The organism is Kribbella sp. NBC_00709 (genome assembly GCF_036226565.1).
In the GTDB taxonomy this organism is placed as follows: domain Bacteria; phylum Actinomycetota; class Actinomycetes; order Propionibacteriales; family Kribbellaceae; genus Kribbella.
This window is the reverse complement of record NZ_CP108996.1, coordinates 5,204,752-5,225,448: the sequence shown is the minus strand read 5'-3', so window position 1 is coordinate 5,225,448 and position 20,697 is coordinate 5,204,752. Positions and strand designations below refer to the sequence as shown.

Annotated in this window: 20 protein-coding genes and 2 pseudogenes; 12 read left to right on the top strand and 10 right to left on the bottom strand. The window is 66.9% G+C overall.

What is annotated here, in order from left to right; all coding sequences use genetic code 11:
- Positions 1-21 precede the first annotated feature (21 nt).
- On the top strand, positions 22-999 hold the full coding sequence (locus tag OHA18_RS25750) for a TIGR03557 family F420-dependent LLM class oxidoreductase (protein ID WP_328997862.1): 978 nt from the start codon (positions 22-24) through the stop codon (positions 997-999).
- A complete protein-coding gene (locus tag OHA18_RS25745; RefSeq protein ID WP_328997861.1) occupies positions 992-1,432 on the top strand; it encodes an SRPBCC family protein in 441 nt (146 codons plus the stop codon). Before OHA18_RS25750 ends, OHA18_RS25745 begins: the two co-directional genes overlap by 8 nt.
- A gap of 23 nt (positions 1,433-1,455) precedes the next feature.
- Here the strand turns inward: OHA18_RS25745 and OHA18_RS25740 are convergent, their stop codons facing one another.
- The 4 genes from OHA18_RS25740 to OHA18_RS25725 all read right to left on the bottom strand — a co-directional run bounded on the left by OHA18_RS25740 (position 1,456) and on the right by OHA18_RS25725 (position 4,531).
- On the bottom strand, positions 1,456-2,157 hold the full coding sequence (locus OHA18_RS25740; protein ID WP_328997860.1) for a GAF and ANTAR domain-containing protein: 702 nt from the start codon (positions 2,155-2,157) through the stop codon (positions 1,456-1,458).
- Positions 2,157-2,888 (bottom strand): GAF and ANTAR domain-containing protein, encoded by a 732-nt coding sequence (locus tag OHA18_RS25735; RefSeq protein WP_328997859.1) that lies wholly within the window; start codon positions 2,886-2,888, stop codon positions 2,157-2,159. The genes OHA18_RS25740 and OHA18_RS25735 overlap by 1 nt, the downstream gene beginning before the upstream one ends.
- A 235-nt stretch (positions 2,889-3,123) precedes the next feature.
- Positions 3,124-3,297, bottom strand: a complete 174-nt coding sequence (locus OHA18_RS25730; protein ID WP_328997858.1) for a CsbD family protein — start codon at positions 3,295-3,297, stop codon at positions 3,124-3,126.
- A 295-nt stretch (positions 3,298-3,592) separates the two neighbouring features.
- Positions 3,593-4,531: an NADP-dependent oxidoreductase gene (locus tag OHA18_RS25725; RefSeq protein WP_328997857.1), complete on the bottom strand. Its 939-nt coding sequence runs from the start codon at positions 4,529-4,531 to the stop codon at positions 3,593-3,595.
- 112 nt (positions 4,532-4,643) lie between these two features.
- Here OHA18_RS25725 and OHA18_RS25720 point away from each other — a divergent pair, with 112 nt between their 5' ends.
- The 7 genes from OHA18_RS25720 (at position 4,644) to OHA18_RS25695 (ending at position 10,784) form a co-directional block, all read left to right on the top strand.
- Positions 4,644-5,165 (top strand): MarR family winged helix-turn-helix transcriptional regulator, encoded by a 522-nt coding sequence (locus tag OHA18_RS25720; RefSeq protein ID WP_328997855.1) that lies wholly within the window; start codon positions 4,644-4,646, stop codon positions 5,163-5,165.
- Between the two features lie 76 nt (positions 5,166-5,241).
- Entirely contained in the window at positions 5,242-5,613 is a 372-nt protein-coding gene (locus OHA18_RS43380; RefSeq protein ID WP_442914332.1) for an AfsR/SARP family transcriptional regulator, read from the top strand.
- The gene (locus OHA18_RS43375) at positions 5,547-5,693 is read left to right on the top strand and encodes a BTAD domain-containing putative transcriptional regulator (protein WP_442914331.1); all 147 of its coding nucleotides are present in this window, start codon (positions 5,547-5,549) and stop codon (positions 5,691-5,693) included. The genes OHA18_RS43380 and OHA18_RS43375 overlap by 67 nt, the downstream gene beginning before the upstream one ends.
- 112 nt (positions 5,694-5,805) lie before the next feature.
- Positions 5,806-6,678 carry an LLM class F420-dependent oxidoreductase gene (locus OHA18_RS25710; RefSeq protein ID WP_328997853.1) on the top strand — a complete coding sequence of 291 codons (873 nt, stop codon included), beginning with the start codon at positions 5,806-5,808 and terminating at the stop codon, positions 6,676-6,678.
- A 385-nt stretch (positions 6,679-7,063) separates the two neighbouring features.
- On the top strand, positions 7,064-7,495 hold the full coding sequence (locus tag OHA18_RS25705) for a CBS domain-containing protein (RefSeq protein ID WP_328997852.1): 432 nt from the start codon (positions 7,064-7,066) through the stop codon (positions 7,493-7,495).
- Positions 7,496-7,514: 19 nt separating this feature from the next.
- Positions 7,515-8,804 carry an ArsB/NhaD family transporter gene (locus OHA18_RS25700; RefSeq protein ID WP_328997851.1) on the top strand — a complete coding sequence of 430 codons (1,290 nt, stop codon included), beginning with the start codon at positions 7,515-7,517 and terminating at the stop codon, positions 8,802-8,804.
- A gap of 108 nt (positions 8,805-8,912) precedes the next feature.
- Positions 8,913-10,784 (top strand): CASTOR/POLLUX-related putative ion channel, encoded by a 1,872-nt coding sequence (locus tag OHA18_RS25695; RefSeq protein WP_328997850.1) that lies wholly within the window; start codon positions 8,913-8,915, stop codon positions 10,782-10,784.
- Between the two features lie 54 nt (positions 10,785-10,838).
- On the opposite strand, the gene OHA18_RS25690 is transcribed toward OHA18_RS25695, so the two are convergent.
- The gene (locus OHA18_RS25690; RefSeq protein WP_328997849.1) at positions 10,839-11,279 is read right to left on the bottom strand and encodes an SRPBCC family protein; all 441 of its coding nucleotides are present in this window, start codon (positions 11,277-11,279) and stop codon (positions 10,839-10,841) included.
- Between the two features lie 606 nt (positions 11,280-11,885).
- Positions 11,886-12,694, bottom strand: a pseudogene (locus OHA18_RS25685) (SDR family NAD(P)-dependent oxidoreductase).
- A gap of 151 nt (positions 12,695-12,845) precedes the next feature.
- Between OHA18_RS25685 and OHA18_RS43370 the strand changes: the two are divergent.
- Both OHA18_RS43370 and OHA18_RS25680 read left to right on the top strand, forming a co-directional pair.
- Entirely contained in the window at positions 12,846-13,445 is a 600-nt protein-coding gene (locus OHA18_RS43370; protein WP_442914330.1) for a CGNR zinc finger domain-containing protein, read from the top strand.
- 167 nt (positions 13,446-13,612) lie between these two features.
- Entirely contained in the window at positions 13,613-14,551 is a 939-nt protein-coding gene (locus OHA18_RS25680; protein WP_328997848.1) for an aminoglycoside phosphotransferase family protein, read from the top strand.
- A gap of 292 nt (positions 14,552-14,843) precedes the next feature.
- Here OHA18_RS25680 and OHA18_RS25675 read toward each other — a convergent pair whose 3' ends face one another.
- From OHA18_RS25675 to OHA18_RS25665, 3 genes are all read right to left on the bottom strand, one after another.
- Positions 14,844-15,896: an alpha/beta fold hydrolase gene (locus OHA18_RS25675; RefSeq protein ID WP_328997847.1), complete on the bottom strand. Its 1,053-nt coding sequence runs from the start codon at positions 15,894-15,896 to the stop codon at positions 14,844-14,846.
- A 206-nt stretch (positions 15,897-16,102) separates the two neighbouring features.
- Positions 16,103-17,335: an MFS transporter gene (locus OHA18_RS25670; protein ID WP_328997846.1), complete on the bottom strand. Its 1,233-nt coding sequence runs from the start codon at positions 17,333-17,335 to the stop codon at positions 16,103-16,105.
- A gap of 131 nt (positions 17,336-17,466) precedes the next feature.
- Positions 17,467-18,366 carry a LysR family transcriptional regulator gene (locus OHA18_RS25665; RefSeq protein WP_328997845.1) on the bottom strand — a complete coding sequence of 300 codons (900 nt, stop codon included), beginning with the start codon at positions 18,364-18,366 and terminating at the stop codon, positions 17,467-17,469.
- A 126-nt stretch (positions 18,367-18,492) separates the two neighbouring features.
- Here OHA18_RS25665 and OHA18_RS25660 point away from each other — a divergent pair, with 126 nt between their 5' ends.
- Positions 18,493-20,211 carry a CocE/NonD family hydrolase gene (locus tag OHA18_RS25660; RefSeq protein WP_328997844.1) on the top strand — a complete coding sequence of 573 codons (1,719 nt, stop codon included), beginning with the start codon at positions 18,493-18,495 and terminating at the stop codon, positions 20,209-20,211.
- A gap of 161 nt (positions 20,212-20,372) precedes the next feature.
- Here OHA18_RS25660 and OHA18_RS25655 read toward each other — a convergent pair.
- Positions 20,373-20,603: pseudogene (locus OHA18_RS25655) on the bottom strand (putative PEP-binding protein); the annotation flags it as partial.
- Between the last annotated feature and the right edge of the window lie 94 nt (positions 20,604-20,697).

Sequence of the window (20,697 nt, the reverse complement as noted above, 5' to 3'; positions counted from 1 at the left end):
CGCAATGACCCGGAGGTGCGCGTGAAGATCGGATATTTCCTCTCCAGTGAGGAGTACACGCCCGCCGAGCTGATCCAACAGGCTCGGATGGCCGAGGAGGCCGGGTTCGACGGGTTGTGGATCAGTGACCATTTCCACCCGTGGAACGACGAGCAGGGCGAGAGCGCCTTCGTCTGGTCGACGATCGGCGCGATCTCGCAGGTGTGCGAGCTGCCGGTCACGACGGCGGTGACCTGCCCGACCGTGCGGATCCATCCGGCCGTGATCGCACAGGCCGCCGCGACCAGCGCCGTACTGCTGAACGGCCGGTTCACGCTCGGGGTCGGGACCGGTGAGGCGTTGAACGAGCACATCCTCGGGTCGGTCTGGCCGACGGTCGACGTACGGCTGGAGATGCTCGAAGAAGCCGTTGAGATCATGCGGCGACTGTGGACCGAGGACGGATTCGTCAACCACCACGGCAAGCACTACACCGTCGACACCGCCCGGATCTACACCCGGCCGCAGCAACCGCTGCCGATCTACCTGTCCGGATTCGGGCCCGAGGCAACAGATCTCGCAGCACGGATCGCCGACGGCTACATCACCACCTCACCGGACCATGAACTACTGCAGCGGTTCCGGGACAACGGTGGCGGATCGAAGCCGACCCAGGCCGGATTCAAGGTCAGCTACGCACCGACCGAGGCAGAAGGCGTCGAGCAGGCCCACCGGATCTGGGCCAACTCCGGCCTCCCAGGCGAACTCGCCCAGGTGCTGCCCTCACCCCGGCACTTCGAGCAGGCCAGCCAACTGGTCACCAAGGAATCCACCGCGCAATCCGTTGCCTGCGGCCCCAAGGCCGACGTCCACATCGACGCCTTCACGCCGTACGTCGAGGCCGGGTTCGACCAGGTGTACGTCGCCAACATCGGCCCGCACACCGTCGACATGATGAACCTCTACCGCACCGAGATCCTCCCCGAACTCCACCGTCGGAAGGAGCAATCCCATGAGTAACCACGAAGCCTGGACGACGATCGACGTCGCACCGAACATCCTGTGGGACCAGCTGTCCGACCTCGACCACCTGCCCAACCGCATACCCTGGCTCACCTCGCTGCATCGCACCGCGGAAGTCCCCACCACGGCTCAGGGTCCCGAGGCGCGCACTCCGCACCAGGCTGTGCGTGAGGACGTCGATGTGACCGTCGGCGGCGGGCACCGAGAAGGCTGGATCGACGTACTCGACGAGGACCGGGTGCTGCGCTGGGGCACGGACGGGCCTCACGAGTACGGAGGCGAACTGATCGTCGACTTCGTCGCCGACGGAACCTCGAAGCTGACCGTCCGCGTACACACCACCGCGGCCGGCCCCGTCGACGAGGAACTCGAACGAACCCTGTCCGCCATCAAGACATCCGCCGAGCACCACCAGTCGACCGAGGCCTGATGCATCGACACGAGTAGCGGGTGTCAGGGGCGGCGTTGGGCTTCCTCGATGATCGCGCTCGCGGCCTCGGTCAGGGTGGTGCCGTTCTGGACGGCGCGCTGGACGAGGAGTTGATAAGCGTTGGCGACGTCGACGCCCGCGCTCTCGGCAAGGACGCCCTTGGCTTGCTCGACGACGGTTCGTCCGTCCAGCACGATGCGGACGCGCTCGTCGAGTTCGCTGCTCGTAACGACAACCGGCTGGACGATGACGACAGTTGCGATGTCGGCGAACGCCTGCGTCAACTGCAGGCTTGCATCGTCGGCCGTCTCCACACTGGCATGGAAAGCATTCATGGCGCCGATGAGCCGGCCGTGCCAACGCAACGGGACGGCGTGAACGGCATGGAACCCGCCGGCGACGATCGCTTCGCCGACCTTGCCCCAGCGCGCGATCACCTCGTCGGGTGAGCGCACCGACTGCGAAACCCCGTCCCGGGCCGCGTCGACACAGGGGCCGGTGTCGTGCTGGAGCTCGTACAACTCGAGTTCGACGGCCTGATGCGAGGTCGCGCTCAGGACCTCCAAGCGGCCGTGGCCGTCCTTGACCAGCAGCCCGATCGCACCCGCGTTCGTCAGTCCGGCGCAGTCGCCCAGGAGACGCACCAGGATGTCGGCGACGTCGTCCTGCTGAACGATGGCCGCGGCAGCGTCAATGAACGCCTGGGAAGCAGTGGTGGCAGTCATTAGCGCTCACTTTCGGCGTCATGTTCGGCGTCATCTTCGGTGTCATCGGAGAATCGCAGCCGTCGGCTGGTGATCTGTTCGGCGACCTCGGCCAGAGTGATGCTGTGGGAGAAAGCATGCGCCCGCATCAACGCCATCGCGTCAGTGGGACTGATATGGAGCTGCATCAGCACCATCCCGGCGGCCTGGTGGATCCGCGCCCGGGTCGACCACGGCCCGGGGTCGAGATCGGACTCGACCGGAGGTGGCGGGTCCTTCATCAGCGCCGCCCCGATCGCATCGGCCAGGAACTGCGCGCGGTCACCGTCCGGCAGGTCGCCGGCGTCCTGGTGAACCGTGAGTACGCCGATCGCGTGCTGACCGGGCCGCATCGGCACGGCGTACACGGTGCGGACACCGGGCACCTTGCGGGCAGCGTCGGTGAACAACGGCCACTGGCCCGGGTCGACGCGCAGATCGGCCGTCATCGTGGCCTCGGTTTCGTAGGCCGTGGGTCCCGGCCCCTCGCCCAGCACGTCCTGAAGGTCCTCCAGACGCGCCGCCACATCGTCAGTGGCGCACAGGGTGACCCGGCTCGGCTCGGTGTACGACAACGTGATCGCCGCTCCATCCCCACCCACGATCGCCAGGTACGCACGACACAAACGGGTTTCCAGCGGCTCATCCGAGCCGTACTCCGCAATCTGGCGCGCCAACCGCGCCAGCAGCGTGGTCCGATCCACCTGATCCATCTACCTCATCCCCGAACCCAGCCGGCAGCCTCGCCACACACCGGCCCAGGCACCGAGCGCGTCCTCCCACCCTCGCAGACTCCGAGGCCGGACGCACCCGCGACCGGCGCACTCACCAGTGTCCACAGCCACTGAGCGAATTGCGGACCTCATCGGTCTCGAATCAGCCCGCTGCCCGACGCGACGGATCCCCGTTCGTGCGATCGGGGATCCGTGGTGCGTCAGGGGCGGCGTGTCAGTCCTTGAACGCGTCCTTCACCTTCTCGCCGGCCTGCTCGAGGTCGGCCTTCGTCTTCTCCGCCTGACCTTCGGCCTGCAGGTCGCGATCGTCGGTCGCGTCCCCGGCCTTCTCCTTGATCTTGCCCTTCGCCGACTCGGCGGCGTTCTTCATCTTGTCTCCGGTACCCATCGGTGTCTCCCATCGTCGGATCCGTCGCCGCCGGACAGACCGGCTTCGGATGAACGGGGCCGCCCCCCAGACGGCGATACTTCCATCGGCGCTCGTCGTAGTCGTAGTACGTATCCACGCCACCAACTGTGATCACAACCGCCTCCAGCAGATGCGACCCGCAGTACCCGCCCGCTGTTGGACGGCGCCAACCCGGTACCCGCGCTGCTTCCCGTCAACCCAGTTGCCGCTAGCAACCTCGCAGGCACGGCAGCTGTCAACGGTCCGCGCAGCAACCCCACGTCGAGGGGCATCGTCAGACGGCGGAGGGGACAGCCACGACCTTGCCGTGGATCTGTCCGGCTTCGGCCTGCTCGTGGATCGTGGGCAGTTGGCTCAGGGGCACGCGCCGGGCAATCTCGACGTGGAGGTCGCCGCTGTCGATGAGGGCGACGAGGTGCGAGAGCACGTCCGCGTCAGGGTGGACGAAGATCGTGGCCGCGCGCACGTTTCGCTCCTCGTCGCCGGGCGTCGTCACGGTCGGCGTCGTGGACACGACCACGCCGCCGTCGCGGACCTGTGTGACCAGGGCGGTGAACCCGTCCGGGGTGATCGGGGCCAGGTTGAGCAGCACGTCGACGGGCTCGTCGACCGCATCGAGCACAGAGGTGGCTGTGTGGTCGATGATCTCGTCGGCACCGGCCGTCTTGACGATCTCGCTGCTGCGCGGGCTCGCGGTGGCGATGACGTGCGCACCTGCGCGCTTGGCCAGCTGCACGGCGTACCCGCCGACGGGGCCGCCGGCACCGTTGATCAGCACCCGCTGACCGGCCTTGAGTTCGCCGGCCTCGAACAGCGCCTGTGAGGCGGTGAGCCCGACCGACGGCAAGCCGGCGGCATCGGCAAGAGGGATGCGCACCGGAGCCTTGACCAGTACGTTCGCCGGGGCGACGACGTACTGCGCTGCCGAGCCGTCAGCGTTCATGGGGATGAACCCGACGACGTTCTCGCCCACCGTGAGGCCGTCCACCCCGTCGCCGAGCGCGTCGATCGTGCCGGAGACGTCGTAGCCCGGAACGTGCGGCAGCGTCACCGGGATCGGCAGGAAGCCGCCGCGGATGCCGCCGTCGGCCGGGTTGAACGCCGACCCGGCGACCTGGATGCGCACCTGACCCGCGCCGGGGACCGGCTGGTCGGCGTCTTCGTACCGCAGAACCTCAGGGCCGCCCGTCTCATGGAACCGTACTGCCTTCATGATGCCTTCCTTCCGCAATGTACTTCGGATTCGAAGCAACTGACGACCACCGTAGTACTGCTTCGAACTAGAAGCAAGTGCTTCGAGTTAGAAGCACTGATAGGCTCGGCTCATGACCTCCTCGCCGCCTCCTCTGGATGCCACGCAACTGGGCGCGTACTTCGCCCTCATCGAGGCGAGCAGCCTGCTGAGGCACGCCGTCGAGCAGCAGTTGCGGGAGGCCGGGGATCTCAGCTACATCCAGTTCCAGCTCCTGGCCACCCTCGGCGAGTCGCCGGCCGGCAGCCGCCGGATGACAGATCTGGCCGACGGTGTCGTCTACAGCCGCAGCGGACTGACCTACCAGGCCCAGACGCTGGAGAAGCGTGGCCTCGTGACGCGGACACCTTCCTCCGATGACGAGCGCAGCATCACCGTCACCATCACCGACGAGGGACGCGCCGTGCTCGCGAAGGTCTTCCCCGGCCACGTCGCCGTCCTCGACGACCTGCTGTTCGCCCCGCTGTCCCGCTCCGACATCGAGACACTCGCCGACATCCTCGCCCGCGCACGAGACCACATGCGCCAGACCCCACCGCGATCGGCGGAATCACGGCGGCGCAAGAAGACACCGGAGACTGACCAAGCTCTCTAGAGCAACCTCCGTTCGGCGTACGGGCGAACCGTCGACCGCACGTTATCCGGACATCTCAGCCGATGTTGATCCGGCGTTGGACCTCGAGCTCGGTCCTTCCCGTCAGCAAGGCGTTCTCGCCGTCCTGGCCCTGAACGCCAATCGCGACCTCACCAGCGATGAACTCCTCGCGGCCGCGTGGGACGACGATCCACCGCCGACAGGTGTAAAGGTAGTTGCCTCCTACATCTACCGGATTCGCGCCGTCCTGCCGTGCCCAGAAGTGCTCCAGACCTCGCCACACGGATATCTGCTTGCACTGACAACCAGCCAGACCGACGTCGGGCAGCTGACCGCTGTCCTCGCCGACGGCAAGGCTGCTCGGTCCGTTGGTGATCTGAGGTGCGCGGCCGAGTGCTACGGAACGCGCTCATCGAGGAACTCGGCATCGAGCCCGGCCCCGAGCTGAGATCACTTCACTGGTCGATCCTGTCCAACTCGGTCGGCTCACCATGCTGCGAACACCACTGCACCAGACACGCCGGCTGACGCGCTCGCGGCGGACATGTGCCTGGTGGACGGGTCGTCGATTGAACCGGGTTGGGTGCGGGTGTTAGGTGGAGACGACATCAGTTCGGCGGCTCATCGGAAGGACACCCGGATGGAACTCGGACTGCAGATTCCTGACTTCACCTGGCCGAACGGCGCGGGCTCGCTCGGGCCGGAGCTCGCGGCAGTCGCCCGTACGGCCGACCAGGCCGGCTTCGGCTACCTGGCGGTGATGGACCACTTCTTCCAGATCCGCGGTGTCGGGCCGGCAGAGCACGACATGCTCGAGGCATACACGACGCTCGGATTCCTCGCCGCCCACACCGAACGCGCCAAACTGCTCACCGTCATCACCGGCGTGCACTACCGTCACCCCGGCCTGCTCGCGAAGGCGATGACCACCCTCGACGTACTGTCCGGGGGCCGCAGCATGATCGGGCTCGGCGCCGGCTGGAACGAAGAAGAATCGCGCGGACTCGGCTTCCCGTTCCCGCCCGTCGCCGAGCGGTTCGAGCGGCTGGAAGAGACGCTGCAGTACCTGCTGCAGATGTGGTCCGACAACGACGGTCCGTTCAACGCGCAGCACTACCAGGCCGAACGGCTGATGAACGTCCCTCAAGCGCTGAGCAAGCCGCATCCGCCGATCATGGTCGGCGGTGGCGGCGAGAAGAAGACGCTGCGTCTGGTGGCGAAGTACGCACAGGCATGCAACGTGTTCAACACCCCCGATCTCGAACACAAACTCGACGTCCTCAAACAGCACTGCGAGAACGAGGGCCGCAACTACGACGACATCACCAAGACCGTCTACCACCTGATCGACACCGGCGACAACGGCGAGAAGACCAGCGAACTCATCGACGAACTCGGCCGCCTCCACAACCTCGGCTTCAGCGCAGCCATCGGCATGGTCCCGCAGGTCCCACGCCTCGACGTACTGGAACGCATCGGTACAGACGTCATCCCAGTCGCCGCAGCCTTCTGACCTACCTCCCGCCGCCGGTCCGGATTGACCGAGGGCTGCGTCGGGCTGTCAGCAGGCACCATTCGAGGCCACCTCGGAACGCCTGCGAGCGCGCCACCCCGAGGTGCAGCAGAAATCCTTCGGATCGACCCACCCTGCGGATGGGTCTTGACGGCCAGGATGTGTGTCAAGCGTCCCGGGGGTGTTTGCGCCTCGTCTGCTGGATGGGAGAGGGTGAGGCTTGGTGCGCCGGGAAGTCTGGTCGGCAGTGCCCGTCCCCAGCCGGGGTGCGGGCTGGTTGACGACCTCCGGGGAGGCTTCATGGCGCAGGCAGAATCGTGCGGACTTGTGGCCCGCCGTGGCCCCCGTGGACTGCGCGTATCGTGCAGATGTGCACGGAGAGCAAATGGCGGAAGAGTTTCCGGTCGTCGGCCTGGATTCGGACGCGCAGGAAGCTGTGGAGTTGCTCGCCTCGCGGCGGCTTCCGGGCCTGATCGTCGTGGACGCCAAGGGCGAGCCGCACTCTGTGCTGCCCGCTTCACAGGTGGTGCGGTTCCTGGTCCCGAGCTATGTCCAGGACGATCCGTCGCTGGCGCGGGTGATCGACGAGTCGCTGGCCGACCGGGTCGCCGACAAGCTCGCCAACGTCACCGTTCGCCAACTGCTGCCCCAGGAGCCGGTCGAGTTACCGGTGGTGAACCACGACGACACCGTGCTCGAGGTCGCTGCGATCATGGCCCGCCTCCGCTGCCCCTTGGTCGCGGTCATGAAAGGCAACGAGATCATCGGCGCGATCACCACGTCGCGGTTGCTGGAGCTGGTCACGACACCGCACTGACCGACGGACCGGTGGTCAGATGACCGTGATCGCCGTCGCCGTATTTGTGATCGCGTACGTGCTGATCGCGACCGAGTGGACGCACAAACTGCTCGCCGCGCTCGGCGGAGCAGCAGTGCTGTTCGCCCTCGGAGTGACCGACACCGAGCACGCGTTCTACTCCCCCGACACCGGCATCGACTGGAACGTCATCTTCCTGCTGCTGGGGATGATGATCATCGTCGGCATCCTCCGCCGTACCGGCGTGTTCGAGTACGTCGCCATCTGGGCGGCCAAGCGGGCCAAGGGATCGCCGCTGCGGATCATGATCCTGCTGACTCTGATCACCGCGGTCGCCTCCGCGTTCCTCGACAACGTGACCACGATCCTCCTGATCGCGCCGGTCACCCTGCTGGTCTGCGACCGCCTCGGCATCAGCCCCGTCCCGTTCCTGATCGCCGAGGTGATGGCCTCGAACATCGGCGGCACGGCCACACTCATCGGCGACCCGCCCAACATCATCATCGCCAGCCGATCGGGGCTGACGTTCAACGACTTCCTCGTCCACCTGACGCCACTGATCGTCATCACGCTGATCGTGTTCACCCTCGTCCTCCCCTGGCTCTTCAGGGGGTCCTTCGCCGTCGACCCGGACAAGGTCCAGAACGTCCTGCGACTGAACGAGCGCGAGGCGATCCAAGACACCCGCCTGCTGATCAAGTGCGGCGCCGTCCTCCTCGCGGTGTTCGCCGGCTTCATCGGCCACACCCTGTTCCACATCGAACCCGCCGCCGTCGCCCTCCTCGGCGCCGGACTGCTCGTGCTCATCTCCAAGGTCCCGGCCAAGGACTACATGGGCAGCGTCGAATGGCAGACCCTGCTGTTCTTCGCCGGCCTCTTCATCATGGTCGGCGCCCTCGTCAAAACCGGCGTCATCGCCGATCTCGCCGACCTGGTCGGCGACGCGACCGGCGGCAGACCGCTACTCGCCGCGATGCTGATCCTGATCGTCTCCGCCGTCCTGTCCGGCATCATCGACAACATCCCGTACGTCGCGACCATGAGCCCGATCGTCCTCGACCTCACCAAGAACGTCCATGATCCGGCGCACGCCCACGCGCTGTGGTGGGCGCTCGCCGCGGGCGCGGACTTCGGCGGGAACGCGACAGCGGTCGGCGCCAGCGCGAACGTCGTTGCCATCGGCATCGCACTACGGGCAGGTCATCCGATCAGCTTCTGGGAGTTCACCCGCAAGGGCGTGGTGATGACCGCGATCACGATCCTCGTGGCAGCGCCGTACATCTGGCTGCGGTACTTCGTCTTGTCCTGAACCGGCGGCCGCACCGCTTGACGGGTACCCGACACACGGCGACGTACCGGTCGGATCGGTGGATGGCATAGTGCCTCCAGCGGTGACGAACTGAAGGGGCTGGGAGACTTGGGGCGCTGGCGGGACAAGGTCCGGTACTGGTTCGACGGCATGATGTCGCGTGGTACGCCGGCGTTGATCGGGCTGCTCGGGCTGGCGTCAGCCGTGATGGTGGTCGTGATCTCGGCGCTCGTACTGCTCCTCGCCCCGAACGACGTCGCCGAGCACGGCGCCTGGCACGGTGTGTTCTGGATGAGTCTGCTCCGGACACTCGATCCCGGCACGATGGGCGGCGACCAGGGCGGGCTCGTGTTCCTCGGGCTGATGCTGGCCGTCACGCTGGGCGGCATCTTCATCGTCAGTTCGTTCATCGGCGTCCTGACCACCGGCCTGGAGAACAAGATCGCCGTACTCCGCAAAGGCCGCTCGCGCATCGTCGAGCAGGACCATACCGTCGTCCTCGGCTGGTCCGAGCAGATCTTCACCGTCGTGGCCGAACTCGTCCAGGCGAACCGGAGCAACCGGCGATCCTGCGTGGCGATCCTCGCGGCCAAGGACAAGGTCGAGATGGAGGACTCGATCCGTTCGCGCGTTCCCGACCTCGGCCGGACCCGGGTCGTCTGCCGCTCCGGGAACCCGTTGCATCCCGCCGACCTCGACCTGGTCAGCCTGTCCTCGGCGCGATCGGTGATGGTGCTGCCGTCGGACGGACCGGACTCCGACATCCACGTCGTCAAGGTGCTGCTGTCGCTGGGCAGCCGAGCGACCGCCGCCACCGAGGGACCCCACGTCGTCGCCGCCGTCGCCGACTCGACCAACCTGCGCGCCGCCAGACTCGCCGGTGGCAGCCGCGCGCAACTGATCGGCGCCGACGAACTCGCCGTACGACTCCTGGTCAACGCCCATCGCCAGTCCGGCCTGTCCGCGGTCTGCGCCGATCTGCTCGCCTTCACCGGCAACGAGTTCTACCTGCGGCCCGAACCCGGGCTGGCAGGCAAGACCTTCGGCGAGATCGTGCATGCCTACGAACTCGGCATCCCGGTCGGCCTTCGGCGCGTGGACGACGGCACCATCACACTGAATCCCGACTCCGGCCAACAGATCGGGGTGGCGGACGAGGTGATCGTGCTGGCCGAGGACGACATGCTGATCCGGCTCGCCGGCGCCTCGCCTCGCATCATCCAGGGCGCGATCTCACCCAAGCCGCGGCATGAGCCCGCGCCGGAACGCACCCTCATGCTGGGCTGGAACAAACGCGCGCCACAGATCATCGAGCTGCTCGACAAATTCGCCTACCCGGGCTCGCAACTCCAGGTCGCCTGCACCGAACGCGTCGACCACCTGATCGACCCGACCGCCAACCTCAGCATCGGTCTGACGCGTTGCGACCCGACGAACCGGACCGACCTCGAGGCGCTGCAGCCCAGCGCTTGCCAGCACGTGATCGTGCTGGCGTCGGACGGCCTCGGCATCCAGGAAGCCGACGCCCGGACGCTCATCACCCTGCTGCACCTGCGCGACCTGGCCGAAGATCTCGACCACCCGTACTCGATCGTCAGCGAGATCAACGACGACGCCAACCGCGAGATCGCCGAGGTCACCCGTGCCGACGACTTCGTGGTCAGCGAGAAGCTGATCAGCCTCCTCCTGACCCAACTGACCGAGAACCGCCACCTGGCCGCGGTGTTCGAGGACCTCTTCAACCCGACAGGCGCCGAGATCTACCTCAAACCCGCCGCCGGCTACCTTCTCCCCGGCATGCCCGCCAACTTCGCCACCGTCGCCGAAGCGGCCGCCCGCCACGGTGAAACCGCCATCGGTTACCGCGTCCACACCGACTTCTACCAACCGCCGTCGTACGGCGTCGTCCTCAACCCACCCAAAGCCGCTCCACTCACCCTCACCGACAAGGACCGCGTCATCGTCCTGGCCGAGGACTGACAAGCAACAGGTCCAGCAGCGCCGTACCTCTGGTTGCGTGGTCCCGAGTCGGCTTCAGCGGGACTCGAGGACGGTTTTGAGGCGGGCGAGGTCTTTCTGGTTGGCGCGGCGCATGGCGGCAGACATCAACGGCGCAGCGACGCCCGCGAATCCGGACGGTTCGCCGCGGTTGCGCAGCGTCATCCGGGTGGCCTTTTCGCCGACCGACGACCACTCGTAGCTCGTCTCCATCGGGAACGGACCTTGAGCGGTACGCATCACCAGCCGCTCGAGGGGCGCCAGCTCGACGACCTCGTACGTGTACGCGAGTCGCCGGCCGAGGAAATGCGCGACGAAGTCCATCCGCGAGCCGACCGCGATCGGTGGCTCGGTGCGCCACTGGACCGATTCGATGTTCGCGTACCACTCGGGCGCGTTCGCCGGGTCCCCGACGTACGCCGCCACCTCGAAGACCGGCCGCTCGATCACGACCTCGGTGACCACGTCGACAGCCATCGTCCCTCCTCGTCCCGACTGTAGGCCCACCGGCGTGAAAGCGGTCAACTGTCCATCTTGTCCGCCTCGCGTTCGTAGTGTGGGTGAGAGCGGGAACAAAGTCTCGCGCCGCCGGAAGGATCCACCACGATGACCTACTACATGTTGCGGCCGGGACAAGCTGTCCAAGGTCCGCCGCTGTCCGACGGCGAGATGCAGGAGCACATGCAGGCGATCTCAACAACTCGAGATCGCCGCCGGAGCCGGAGCCGCACCGCAGCAACGGCCCGGTCGCACCCTCGTGGCGACCGGGCTGTGCTGCCGCGTCAGAGGGTGATCGCGGCGACGACCTTGGCCGGGTTCTCACATCGTTACCGAACCGCCGGTTCCTGTAGTTGGCAGGGACAGCTTGTGTCACAAGCGGATCCTTCACGGGCACGCGCTCAACGCGGCATGAGAGCGCGGTAGGGCTCAACGCGGCAGAAGCGTGCGAGCAGACGCGGTACGGCACGTCCGTGCATCGGGCCTTGCAGTGTCCTAGCAGCGCCTTCCTGCTCGGACGAGCACGGCCCCTGGCGACTACGCCAGGGGCCGTCGGATGCTCTCGGGCCGCGTTGGGGTGAGCGTTCAGTTGGTGCCGTCGACCGCGTTGCTCACCGGGGTCCATTCGTCGAGTTCGGCGATTCGGGCGACCAGTGCAGTGCGGATGTCCTGGACGGCGGCGCTCCCGGTCGCGATGCGGTGCGGCGCGGTGGTCGCCTCAGTGGCGGCGATGATCGCGTCAACGACGCGCTCGGCGCTGTTGAACGCGGTCGGCGGCAGGCCGCCAATTGTCTTCAGTACCTCGCGCACCGTCTGGTCGTAGTCGGCGATGGTCTCGACGTGGTCCAGGTTGGCCAGGAAGGACGTGGCCGTGAGGCCCGGCTCGATCAGCGTGACCTTGATGCCCAGCGGGTCGAGCTCTCCGACCAGGGCCTCGGTCAGACCTTCGACAGCGAACTTGGTTGCCGCGATCATGCCGACCCCTGCGTGAGCCATCTGTCCGAAGTAGGACGAGCCCTGCAGGACGTGGCCCGACTTCTGTGCGCGCAGCGTCGGCAGCGTTGCCCGCAAGACGTTGAGCACTCCGTGCACGTTGGTGTCGAAGATCGCGCGTGCCTGCGCGTCGGTCGCTTCCTCGACGGCGCCGAAGACGCCGTAGCCGGCGTTGTTGGCACGAAGTCGATCCGCCCAAACTGCTCGACGCCCGCCTTGACGGCGCTCTGCAGCTGGTTGATGTCGGCGACGTCAGCGCTGGCGGCGAGGACCTGGTTGCCGTACTTCTCGGTCAGCTGCGTCAGGCCTTCGGCGCGGCGGGCGATGGCGATCACGTTGTCGCCTCGTTCTGCTGCTCGGAGTGCGAGTGCGAGGCCGATTCCGGATGAGGCACCGGTGATGAACCAGGTGCGAGTGGACTGGGACTGGGTGTCGACTGAGCTCGTCATGGTTAGGACCATAGCAGTTTCACTCATAACGTCAAGGCGGGATATCTGAGATTTGTTATGCTTGAACCGCGAGTGACCACAACCAACCTGAAGGGAGTGCGAGGTGAATACTTCGACGCCGTCCCCGCTTGAGCTGGTCCTGGCCTTCGCGAACACCCATGCAGACGCCGGCGACCGCACAGAGCGGTTCACGGACGCAGAAGGCTTGACGAACTGGCTGGGCGAAGTGGCCTGGAGTGGAGCCGAACCGGCTCGAACCGTCACGGACTCAGACGTCGTTGAGGCCCGTGAGCTTCGTGATGCGTTGGTGACGGTGCTGCTCTCGCACTCGAATGACCCTGCTACCTCTGACCCGGCGGTCCGGTCTGCCGAGGCGATCCTCGATCGAGCTGGTGACAAGTGTCCGGTCGCAGTGCGATTGAGCGGCGCGGAGGCGCGTCTTGGTCCAGGCTGCGGCGGAGTATCGGGCGCGTTCGCGGGCGTGTTGGCAGCGGCGACTGAGCTTGCGCTCTCAGGTCAGTGGGCCCGGATCAAGGCATGCCGGAACGAGCCTTGTCACTTCGCGTTCTTCGACCGAAGCAAGAACACATCGGCCGGCTACTGCAGCACTCAGTGCTCCAGTCAGGCGTCGATGCGCGCCTACCGTGCCCGGAAGAAGGAGACGCTCGCCAAGAGCTCGCCGAGCTCCAGGACCACCGAGTAGGACGCAACAAGCACGGGCAGCTGAATGGCGGCGCTGAGCGCACAGTCGAGCCGCCACCCCTGTTGGAGGCATGACATGTCGAGGCCGCGACTGCAATGAACGGGGACCGGCGGTCGTTCGCATACCGTCGAGGAGCTGGACACGATGGTGGGAGTTGCTATTGCGTGATGAACATGACGGTTTTGCACGACGACGAGATTCCGATCGACGTCGGCCTGGTCCGCAAGCTCGTCGACACCGAGTTCCCGCAGTACGCGAAGCTGCCATTGAGCCGGCTCGGTGCCACCGGCTCAACGAATTCGCTGTTCCGGTTGGGTGACGACCTGCTGGTCCGTCTCCCGCGACAGCCCGGGAACGGCGCGGTGATCGAACGGGAACAGCGGTTGGCCGGCGAGTTCGGCCCCCGGCTGCCAATCAGGGTGCCCCAGATCCTCGCGCTCGGCCAACCGGGGCACGGCTACAGCGAACGATGGTCGATCGTCGAGTGGCTCCCCGGCGAGCATCCGACAGCCTGCGGCCCCGACGAGCCCCCGAGCCGGCAAGGGGCACAACTGGCCGTTGATCTTGCGGAGCTGATCATCGCGCTGCGAGAGGCGCCGCTGCCGGACGCGGCAGCACAGGATCCGGCTTTGCGCGGATATCGCGGTGGAGCGCTGGCCGGGATCGACGACTGGACCCGGAACAGCATCGAGCAATGCCGATCGATCGTCGGTTTCGACCTTGACCTTGATCTTGCCCTGGCGATCTGGAAGGACGCACTCAAGCTTTCGGGAGCGTACGAAGCGGGACCGGATTGCTGGTATCACGGCGATCTGGTCGCGGAGAATCTGCTGGTCACCGATGACCGGCTTTCGGCGGTGATCGACTTCGGAGTCGGGATCGGTGACCCCACAATCGATCTGCACGGCGCCTGGGAGCTCTTCGACCAGCCGGCGCGAGAGATCTTTCGGGAGCGGATCGGCGCGGAGGACGCCGAGTGGCTACGCGGCCGGGGCTGGGCGCTCGGCCTGGCGCTTGGCACCTTCACCTACTACTGGCACACCATGCCCAGCCGCCGCGAGGACCGGCTCATGATGGCTCGCAACGTCCTCGCCGACGCCCAGTAGAACGTCACTCGCGCGATACCGCAGGTGCGCCGACGGTCGCGGTCACGTCGTCAACACGATGTTTCCGAAGCTGTACGTCGGCAGCAACGCCGCGGCATCCAACCACCTGGCCCAGTTGGATCCCGTCTCCAGTCGGCCAATCTCCGCATCGAGCGCGCGGTGGAGATCCTCCACCGCGCTCTGTTCGCCAGGTTGGAGTCCATGTCGCTCCTCTGACCTGGCCTGCTTATGAGACCGGGTTCACGGCGGGCGGCTGCCGCTGGTCGCAGCGGCAGCCACCCCGGCGTACCGGCTATCGCAGGAACTGCAGGAGGACGCTGGTGAGTTCTGCGGGATGTTCTTGGTAGAGCCAGTGACCGGAGTTCGCGGTAACCAGCCCGGTCACGTTGGTGGCGTACTCGCGGACCCAGGTGGCCTCACGGGTCCCCAGGTTGCCGGAGGCACCGATAGCGAGGACCGGCATGCTGAGCTTGGTCTGCTGATAGATGGCGTTGTCCTCGACGTCCTGCGGCAGGGTGGCGAACCACTCGATGCTTGCCCGCAAGTGTCCAGGCTGCGCGAGGGAGTGGGCGTAGATGTCGAGGTCGCAGGGGGTGAGGGCGCCCTTGACCACTTCGCTCGTCGGCATGAAGTCGGTCACCCACTGCTGCTCCCGACGGGTCATCAAGTCCTCGGCCAGCCCGTTCTTCTCGGCGAACAGGCCGAACCACCACAGCCCGGGACCGTTCGGAGTGAGCGAGGGGAAGGTGTAGATGACCGGGTCCGGGATCGGGGCCTCGCTGAGCACGGGTTTCACGACGTCGTTACGGTGGGCGGCGGCGTACGGATAGGCGACCGTGGTGCCGATGTCGTGACCGACGACCCTGAGGTTGTGGCTGAGGCCGAGCTTGACCATGAGCGCGTAGATGTCGGCGGCCATGGCCTTCTTCGTATAGGCGGCGGAGGAGGCGGGCGCATCACTCAGCCCAGCGCCGGGCAGGTCGGGTGCGACGACCGTGTAGTGCTGGGCGAGCGCGGGCAGGACGTGGTCCCACGTGTACCAGGTCTGCGGGTAGCCGTGCAGCAGAAGCAGGGTGGGCCCGTGACCGCCGCGCACGTAGTTGATGCCGATGCCGTTGACTTTGACCTTGCGTTCAACGAAGCCGGCCGGTGGCGACGGGTTGAGTGAGCAGGCGCGTTGGTCCGTGAGGGCAGCGCCGTCCGGGGCGGATCCGGTCCGCGCGGACGCCCCTGGTTCGGCTGCGATGAGCAGCCCGGCGATGGCGGCGACCGCCGCGACAACAATGGCGAGTGCACGCACGCTTCTCAGGTGCGCGAGACGAGACGACCGTGTAGCAGTACTCATTTTCAAACCTCTCGCGAGCGGATGGTGCTTCCACTCGTTGAGAACCTTCTGCTCGCGAAGGCCGATGCGGGACTTCGTGGGCCTGGATGAGATGCCTTCCATCTCTCCTGCAGATCCGCCTCAACCGGCCCGGCGCGCTTGCTGATCCGGTCGACGCCATTCCGTACTCCGTTTACTTGAACTGATTCGGCAGCCGCCGACCAGGGCTATCGGCCGACTGTGACCGGTCGTCGAGCGATGACGATGGCGATGAAGGCGCCGATCGACAGCACGCCGGCGAAACCGATCATCGACGGCCGGAGCGCGACATGCTGAATGACCAGACTGAACGCGATCGACGGCAGGCCCATGCCGACGTACGCGATGATGAAGAACATGGCGAGGACGCCGGCCCGTGAAGCCGGTACGGCGGCGATCGCCGCCTGTGTCACCCCGCTCTTGATGAGGAGGCCCGCGCCGCCGCCGGCCAGTGCCGCGGACGTGAGCGCCAGCCAGAGCGTCGGCTGGTAGAGCGACACGGCGGTCAGCGCCAGACCGATCGGGAACAGCCGCCCGCCGATCAAGAGCACCGTGGAGTGGGCGAGCTTTCCGAGCGCGAGTTGAGCGACGGCTGACGCGGCGAAGGCGGCGAACGGCGCAAGGCCGGCAACGAAGTACGACGTGATGCCCAGCTCGCCGCGCACGATGATGGCCCCGAGTGAGGAGAACAGCCCCATCACCGCGAACGCGAAGAACCCGACAGCTGCTGCTGCCCCGAAAGCTGCGCGCTGGCCCGGACGCAGAGCGAAGCGGACCGGCCGGTCCTGATCCGCCGCCGCGGTGTCGATGGTCTCGGGGCTGGCCAGCACCAGCACGAGAAGGCCCGCCATCAACAGTCCGAAGATGATGTACGGCGTACGCAACGGGGAGGGCGCCCATTGGGCGAGGATTCCCGCGGCCAGCGGGCCGAGTGCCAGACCACCCAGATTTACAGCGGTCGCGACCAGCGCGGGAAGGGGTGATTCGTCTCGCCCGGGCCGCGCTTCCTGGTACAGATCGCTGAGGTAGACAGTCGCGGTCGACGCCATCAAGCCGATCGCGACACCGGTCAACACCCGGCCGACGATCAGGCCAGGCAGGTCGGGCCAGAAGGCCAGCACCGCATCGGCAAGGATCGCGACGAGTAAACCGGGAACGATCACCCGGCGGCGGCCCAGCCGATCGGACAGGTGGCCGAGCAGCCGGAAACTGGCGCCCGTACCGACGACCAGCACGGCAAAGGCGACCGTCACCGTCGTCGGGCCGAAGTGATCCCGGGTCTGGTAGATCGGCCACAGCGGAGTCGGGACGGTGCCGAATGCCATCAACGTCAGGAACGCGGCAGCCACGAACCAGAAACCGGCCAGATGCCGTCCGGCGCCGGCAACCGCGGCCCGGGACGAATGTGTAGCTGTACTCATTTCCAACCTCTCGCGAGCGAATGGTGCTTCCACTCGTTGAGAACCTCCTGCTCGCGAAGGCCGATGCCGAACTTCGTGGGCCTGGATGAGATGCCTTCCATCTCTCCTGGAGATTCAGAGGCTGAAGTGCCTCAGCCGGCGCTGTGCTGGGCCAGCATGCCGGCTGCGAACGCGGCGGCCGCCGGGCTGGTCTCGGCGCGTGGCGGCAGGATGAGGTAGAGGTGGCGATCCATCTGGGCGCCGTCCACCCGAAGGTGACGCAGCGGGCTGCCGGGATCGGTCAGGACCTTGTACTGAAGTCCCACCGGGGTGAATCCGATGCCGGCGCCGGCGGCGATCATCTCCAGCAGGACCTCCCAGTCGCCGACCTCCGCGACGATCCGCCGGGTAAGTCCGGCTCCGGCGAACAGGGCATCGCACATCAGTCGCGCGGTCCAGCCCGGAGGTACGTCGACAAAGCGCTCGCCGGCGAGGTCCGCGACCGTGACGTGGTCACGACCGGCAAGTTCGTGATCGCTGCGGCAGGTCAGCGCAAGCGGCTCGCTGGCCAGCGAGGTCAGGCGTAACCGGCCGCGCTGCTCCAGAGCCGGTCCGATGGCGCAGTCGAGTTCGCCGTTCTCCACCATGTCGAGCATGTCCAGCGCGGCCGTACCGCGCATCCGGACGTCGACACCGGGATGCTCGCGCAGGAACGCGCCGAGGTAGCCCGCGAACGGTACGAGGTACTGGGCCGAGAGGGCGATGCCGAGGCGGAGCCGGCCCACGAGCACATCCCGGGTCTCCTGCACCGCACGACGGGCGGTCTCCGCGGCGCGCAACGCCTCGCGCGCCGGGCTCACCAGGGCCTCTCCGGTGGCGGTGAGCCGCACCGGCCGGGTACCGCGGAGGTACAGCTCGGTGCCCAGCTCGCGTTCCAGGGACTGCAGGGAGTTCGACAGTCCGGATTGCACGATCAGCTCGCGACGGGCCGCGGCGGTCACGCTGCGCTCCTCCGCAAGCGCAATGAAATGGCGTAGCTGGCGCAACTCCATGCCCGGACCTCCATCTGCTGAGCGGATCGAGAGTATCTGCCGCCGCTGTCACGGTCCCCCTGTTGGGGCCGCTCTGGCCGCTGTTCAGTGGAAATCGCACCCAGACACCTAGGTAAGGAGAACTTGATGCGCATCGATTGGGATGTGCCGATCACGATGGACGACGGCCTGATCCTGCGGGCCGACATCTTCCGGCCTGACGCGGACGGCAGTTATCCGGTGATCATGACCCACGGGCCGTACGCCAAGGGACTGTCGTTCCAGGAGGCGTTCCGGTTCGCGTGGTCGAACCTGGAGGCCGAGCATCCCGACGCGCTCGCCGGTTCGTCCAACCGCTACCAGAACTGGGAGACCGTCGATCCCGAAAAGTGGGTCCCCGACGGGTACGTCGTCATCCGTGTCGACGCCCGCGGATCCGGACGATCGCCCGGGTACGTCGACATCTTCTCGCCGCGCGAGGCCCGCGACTATTACACCTGCATCGAGTGGGCCGGGGTGCAGGAGTGGAGCAACAGCAAGGTCGGCCTGCTCGGGATCTCGTACTACGCCGTCAACCAATGGCAGGTTGCCGCGCTTCAACCACCGCACCTCGCGGCGATCTGTCCGTGGGAAGGGGCGACCGACTACTACCGGGAGTTCACCCATCACGGCGGTATTCCCAGCGACTTCCTCGGCCAGTGGTTCCCGCCCCAGGTAGAGGCGATGCAGCACGGCGTCGGCGACCGCGGCGCACGCAATCCGGTCACGGGGGTGCCGGTGGCCGGCCCGGAAACGCTCGATCCGGAGGTGCTCGAGAAGAGCCGGGCGGACGTGGTCGCCGAGATGCTCGCCCGTCCGATGCTGGACGACTACTACTGGGACCGGTCGGCCGACCTCAGCCGGATCACCGTGCCCACTCTGTCCGCCACGAACTGGGGCCACCACCTGCATACCCGCGGCGGGTTCGAGGGGTACAACACGACCCCGGCCGGCCAGAAGTGGCTCGAGGTCCACGGGCAGCAGCACTGGGTCGAGTTCTACACCGACTATGGACTGCGGCTGCAGAAACGATTCTTCGGCCACTTCCTCAAGGACGAGGACACCGGCTGGCGCGACCAACCACCAGTGTTCCTCAATCTGCGCAGGGTGGACGGCACGTTCGCGCAGCGCGCCGAGAACGAGTGGCCGTTGGCGCGGACCGCCTGGACAACATTCCATCTCGACATCGACCGGCAGGAACTGACCACCACACCACCGCAGTCCGCGACCAGCGTCGACTTCGCCGCGCTCGGCGAGGGGGTCACGTTGTGGACGGACCCGTTGAGCGTGGAGACCGAGATCACCGGACCGGCCTCCGCGCACCTGACCGTTGCCTCCAGCACCAAAGACGCCGACCTGTTCCTCGTACTTCGGGTGCAGGACCCGAACGGCCGGGACGTCACGTTCCCTGGTGCGATGGATCCCGAGGGCGCTGTCGCGTTCGGGTGGTTACGTGCTTCGGTGCGCGCGACCGATCCAGCGCTCAGTACGCCGTACCGACCTTGGCAGACCTACACCGAATCCCAGCCGCTCACGCCAGGGGAACCGGTCGGCGTCGACCTGGAGATCTGGCCGACCTCGGTCATCATCCCAGCCGGATACCGGCTCGGCGTCACACTGTGCGGCCGCGACTTCACGTTCGCCGGCGAAGGTCCGTGGCCGGAAGCGTACGGCGTCCAGATGCGCGGCAACGGCATCTTCGTCCACACCGACGAACGCGCCCGCCCCCACACCGTCTTCGGCGGCACCACCACCCTCTTCACCGGCGGGCAACACGCGTCCTCGCTACTACTCCCGATCATCCCAGCAACCGACGACACCGTCTGACCGCCCACACACTTCGTTTCGTCCGCCGTCAGGAGACGCTCGGCCTCGAGATCCGGTGCGTCTGTTGCCCGCCCCACGGCCACCCGCACCGACAGGTCGGTCAGGTCGGGCAGGAACTCGTGCAGCGGCGGATCGATCAGCCGCACGGTCACCGGCAGACCGGCCATCGCACGGAAGATCCCGGCGAAGTCGTCACGCTGCAGTTGCAGCAGATCCTCGAGCGCGGCCTCCTGCTCCACAGTTCCGTCCGCGAGCACGAGCCGCTCGACCAGCTTGCGCCGCTCCCCCAGGAACATGTGCTCGGTCCGGCACAGACCGATGCCTCCGGCACCGAACCGGCGCGCGCGCTCGGCATCGGCCGGGGTGTCCGCGTTCGCGTGTATGCCGAGCACCCGACGCGCTCGGGCGCCGCCTGGCCGAGATCATCCCGTACGTACCGATCGGCTCGACGATCCGCACCGGCGTGGTACGGCGCGACGACGACGA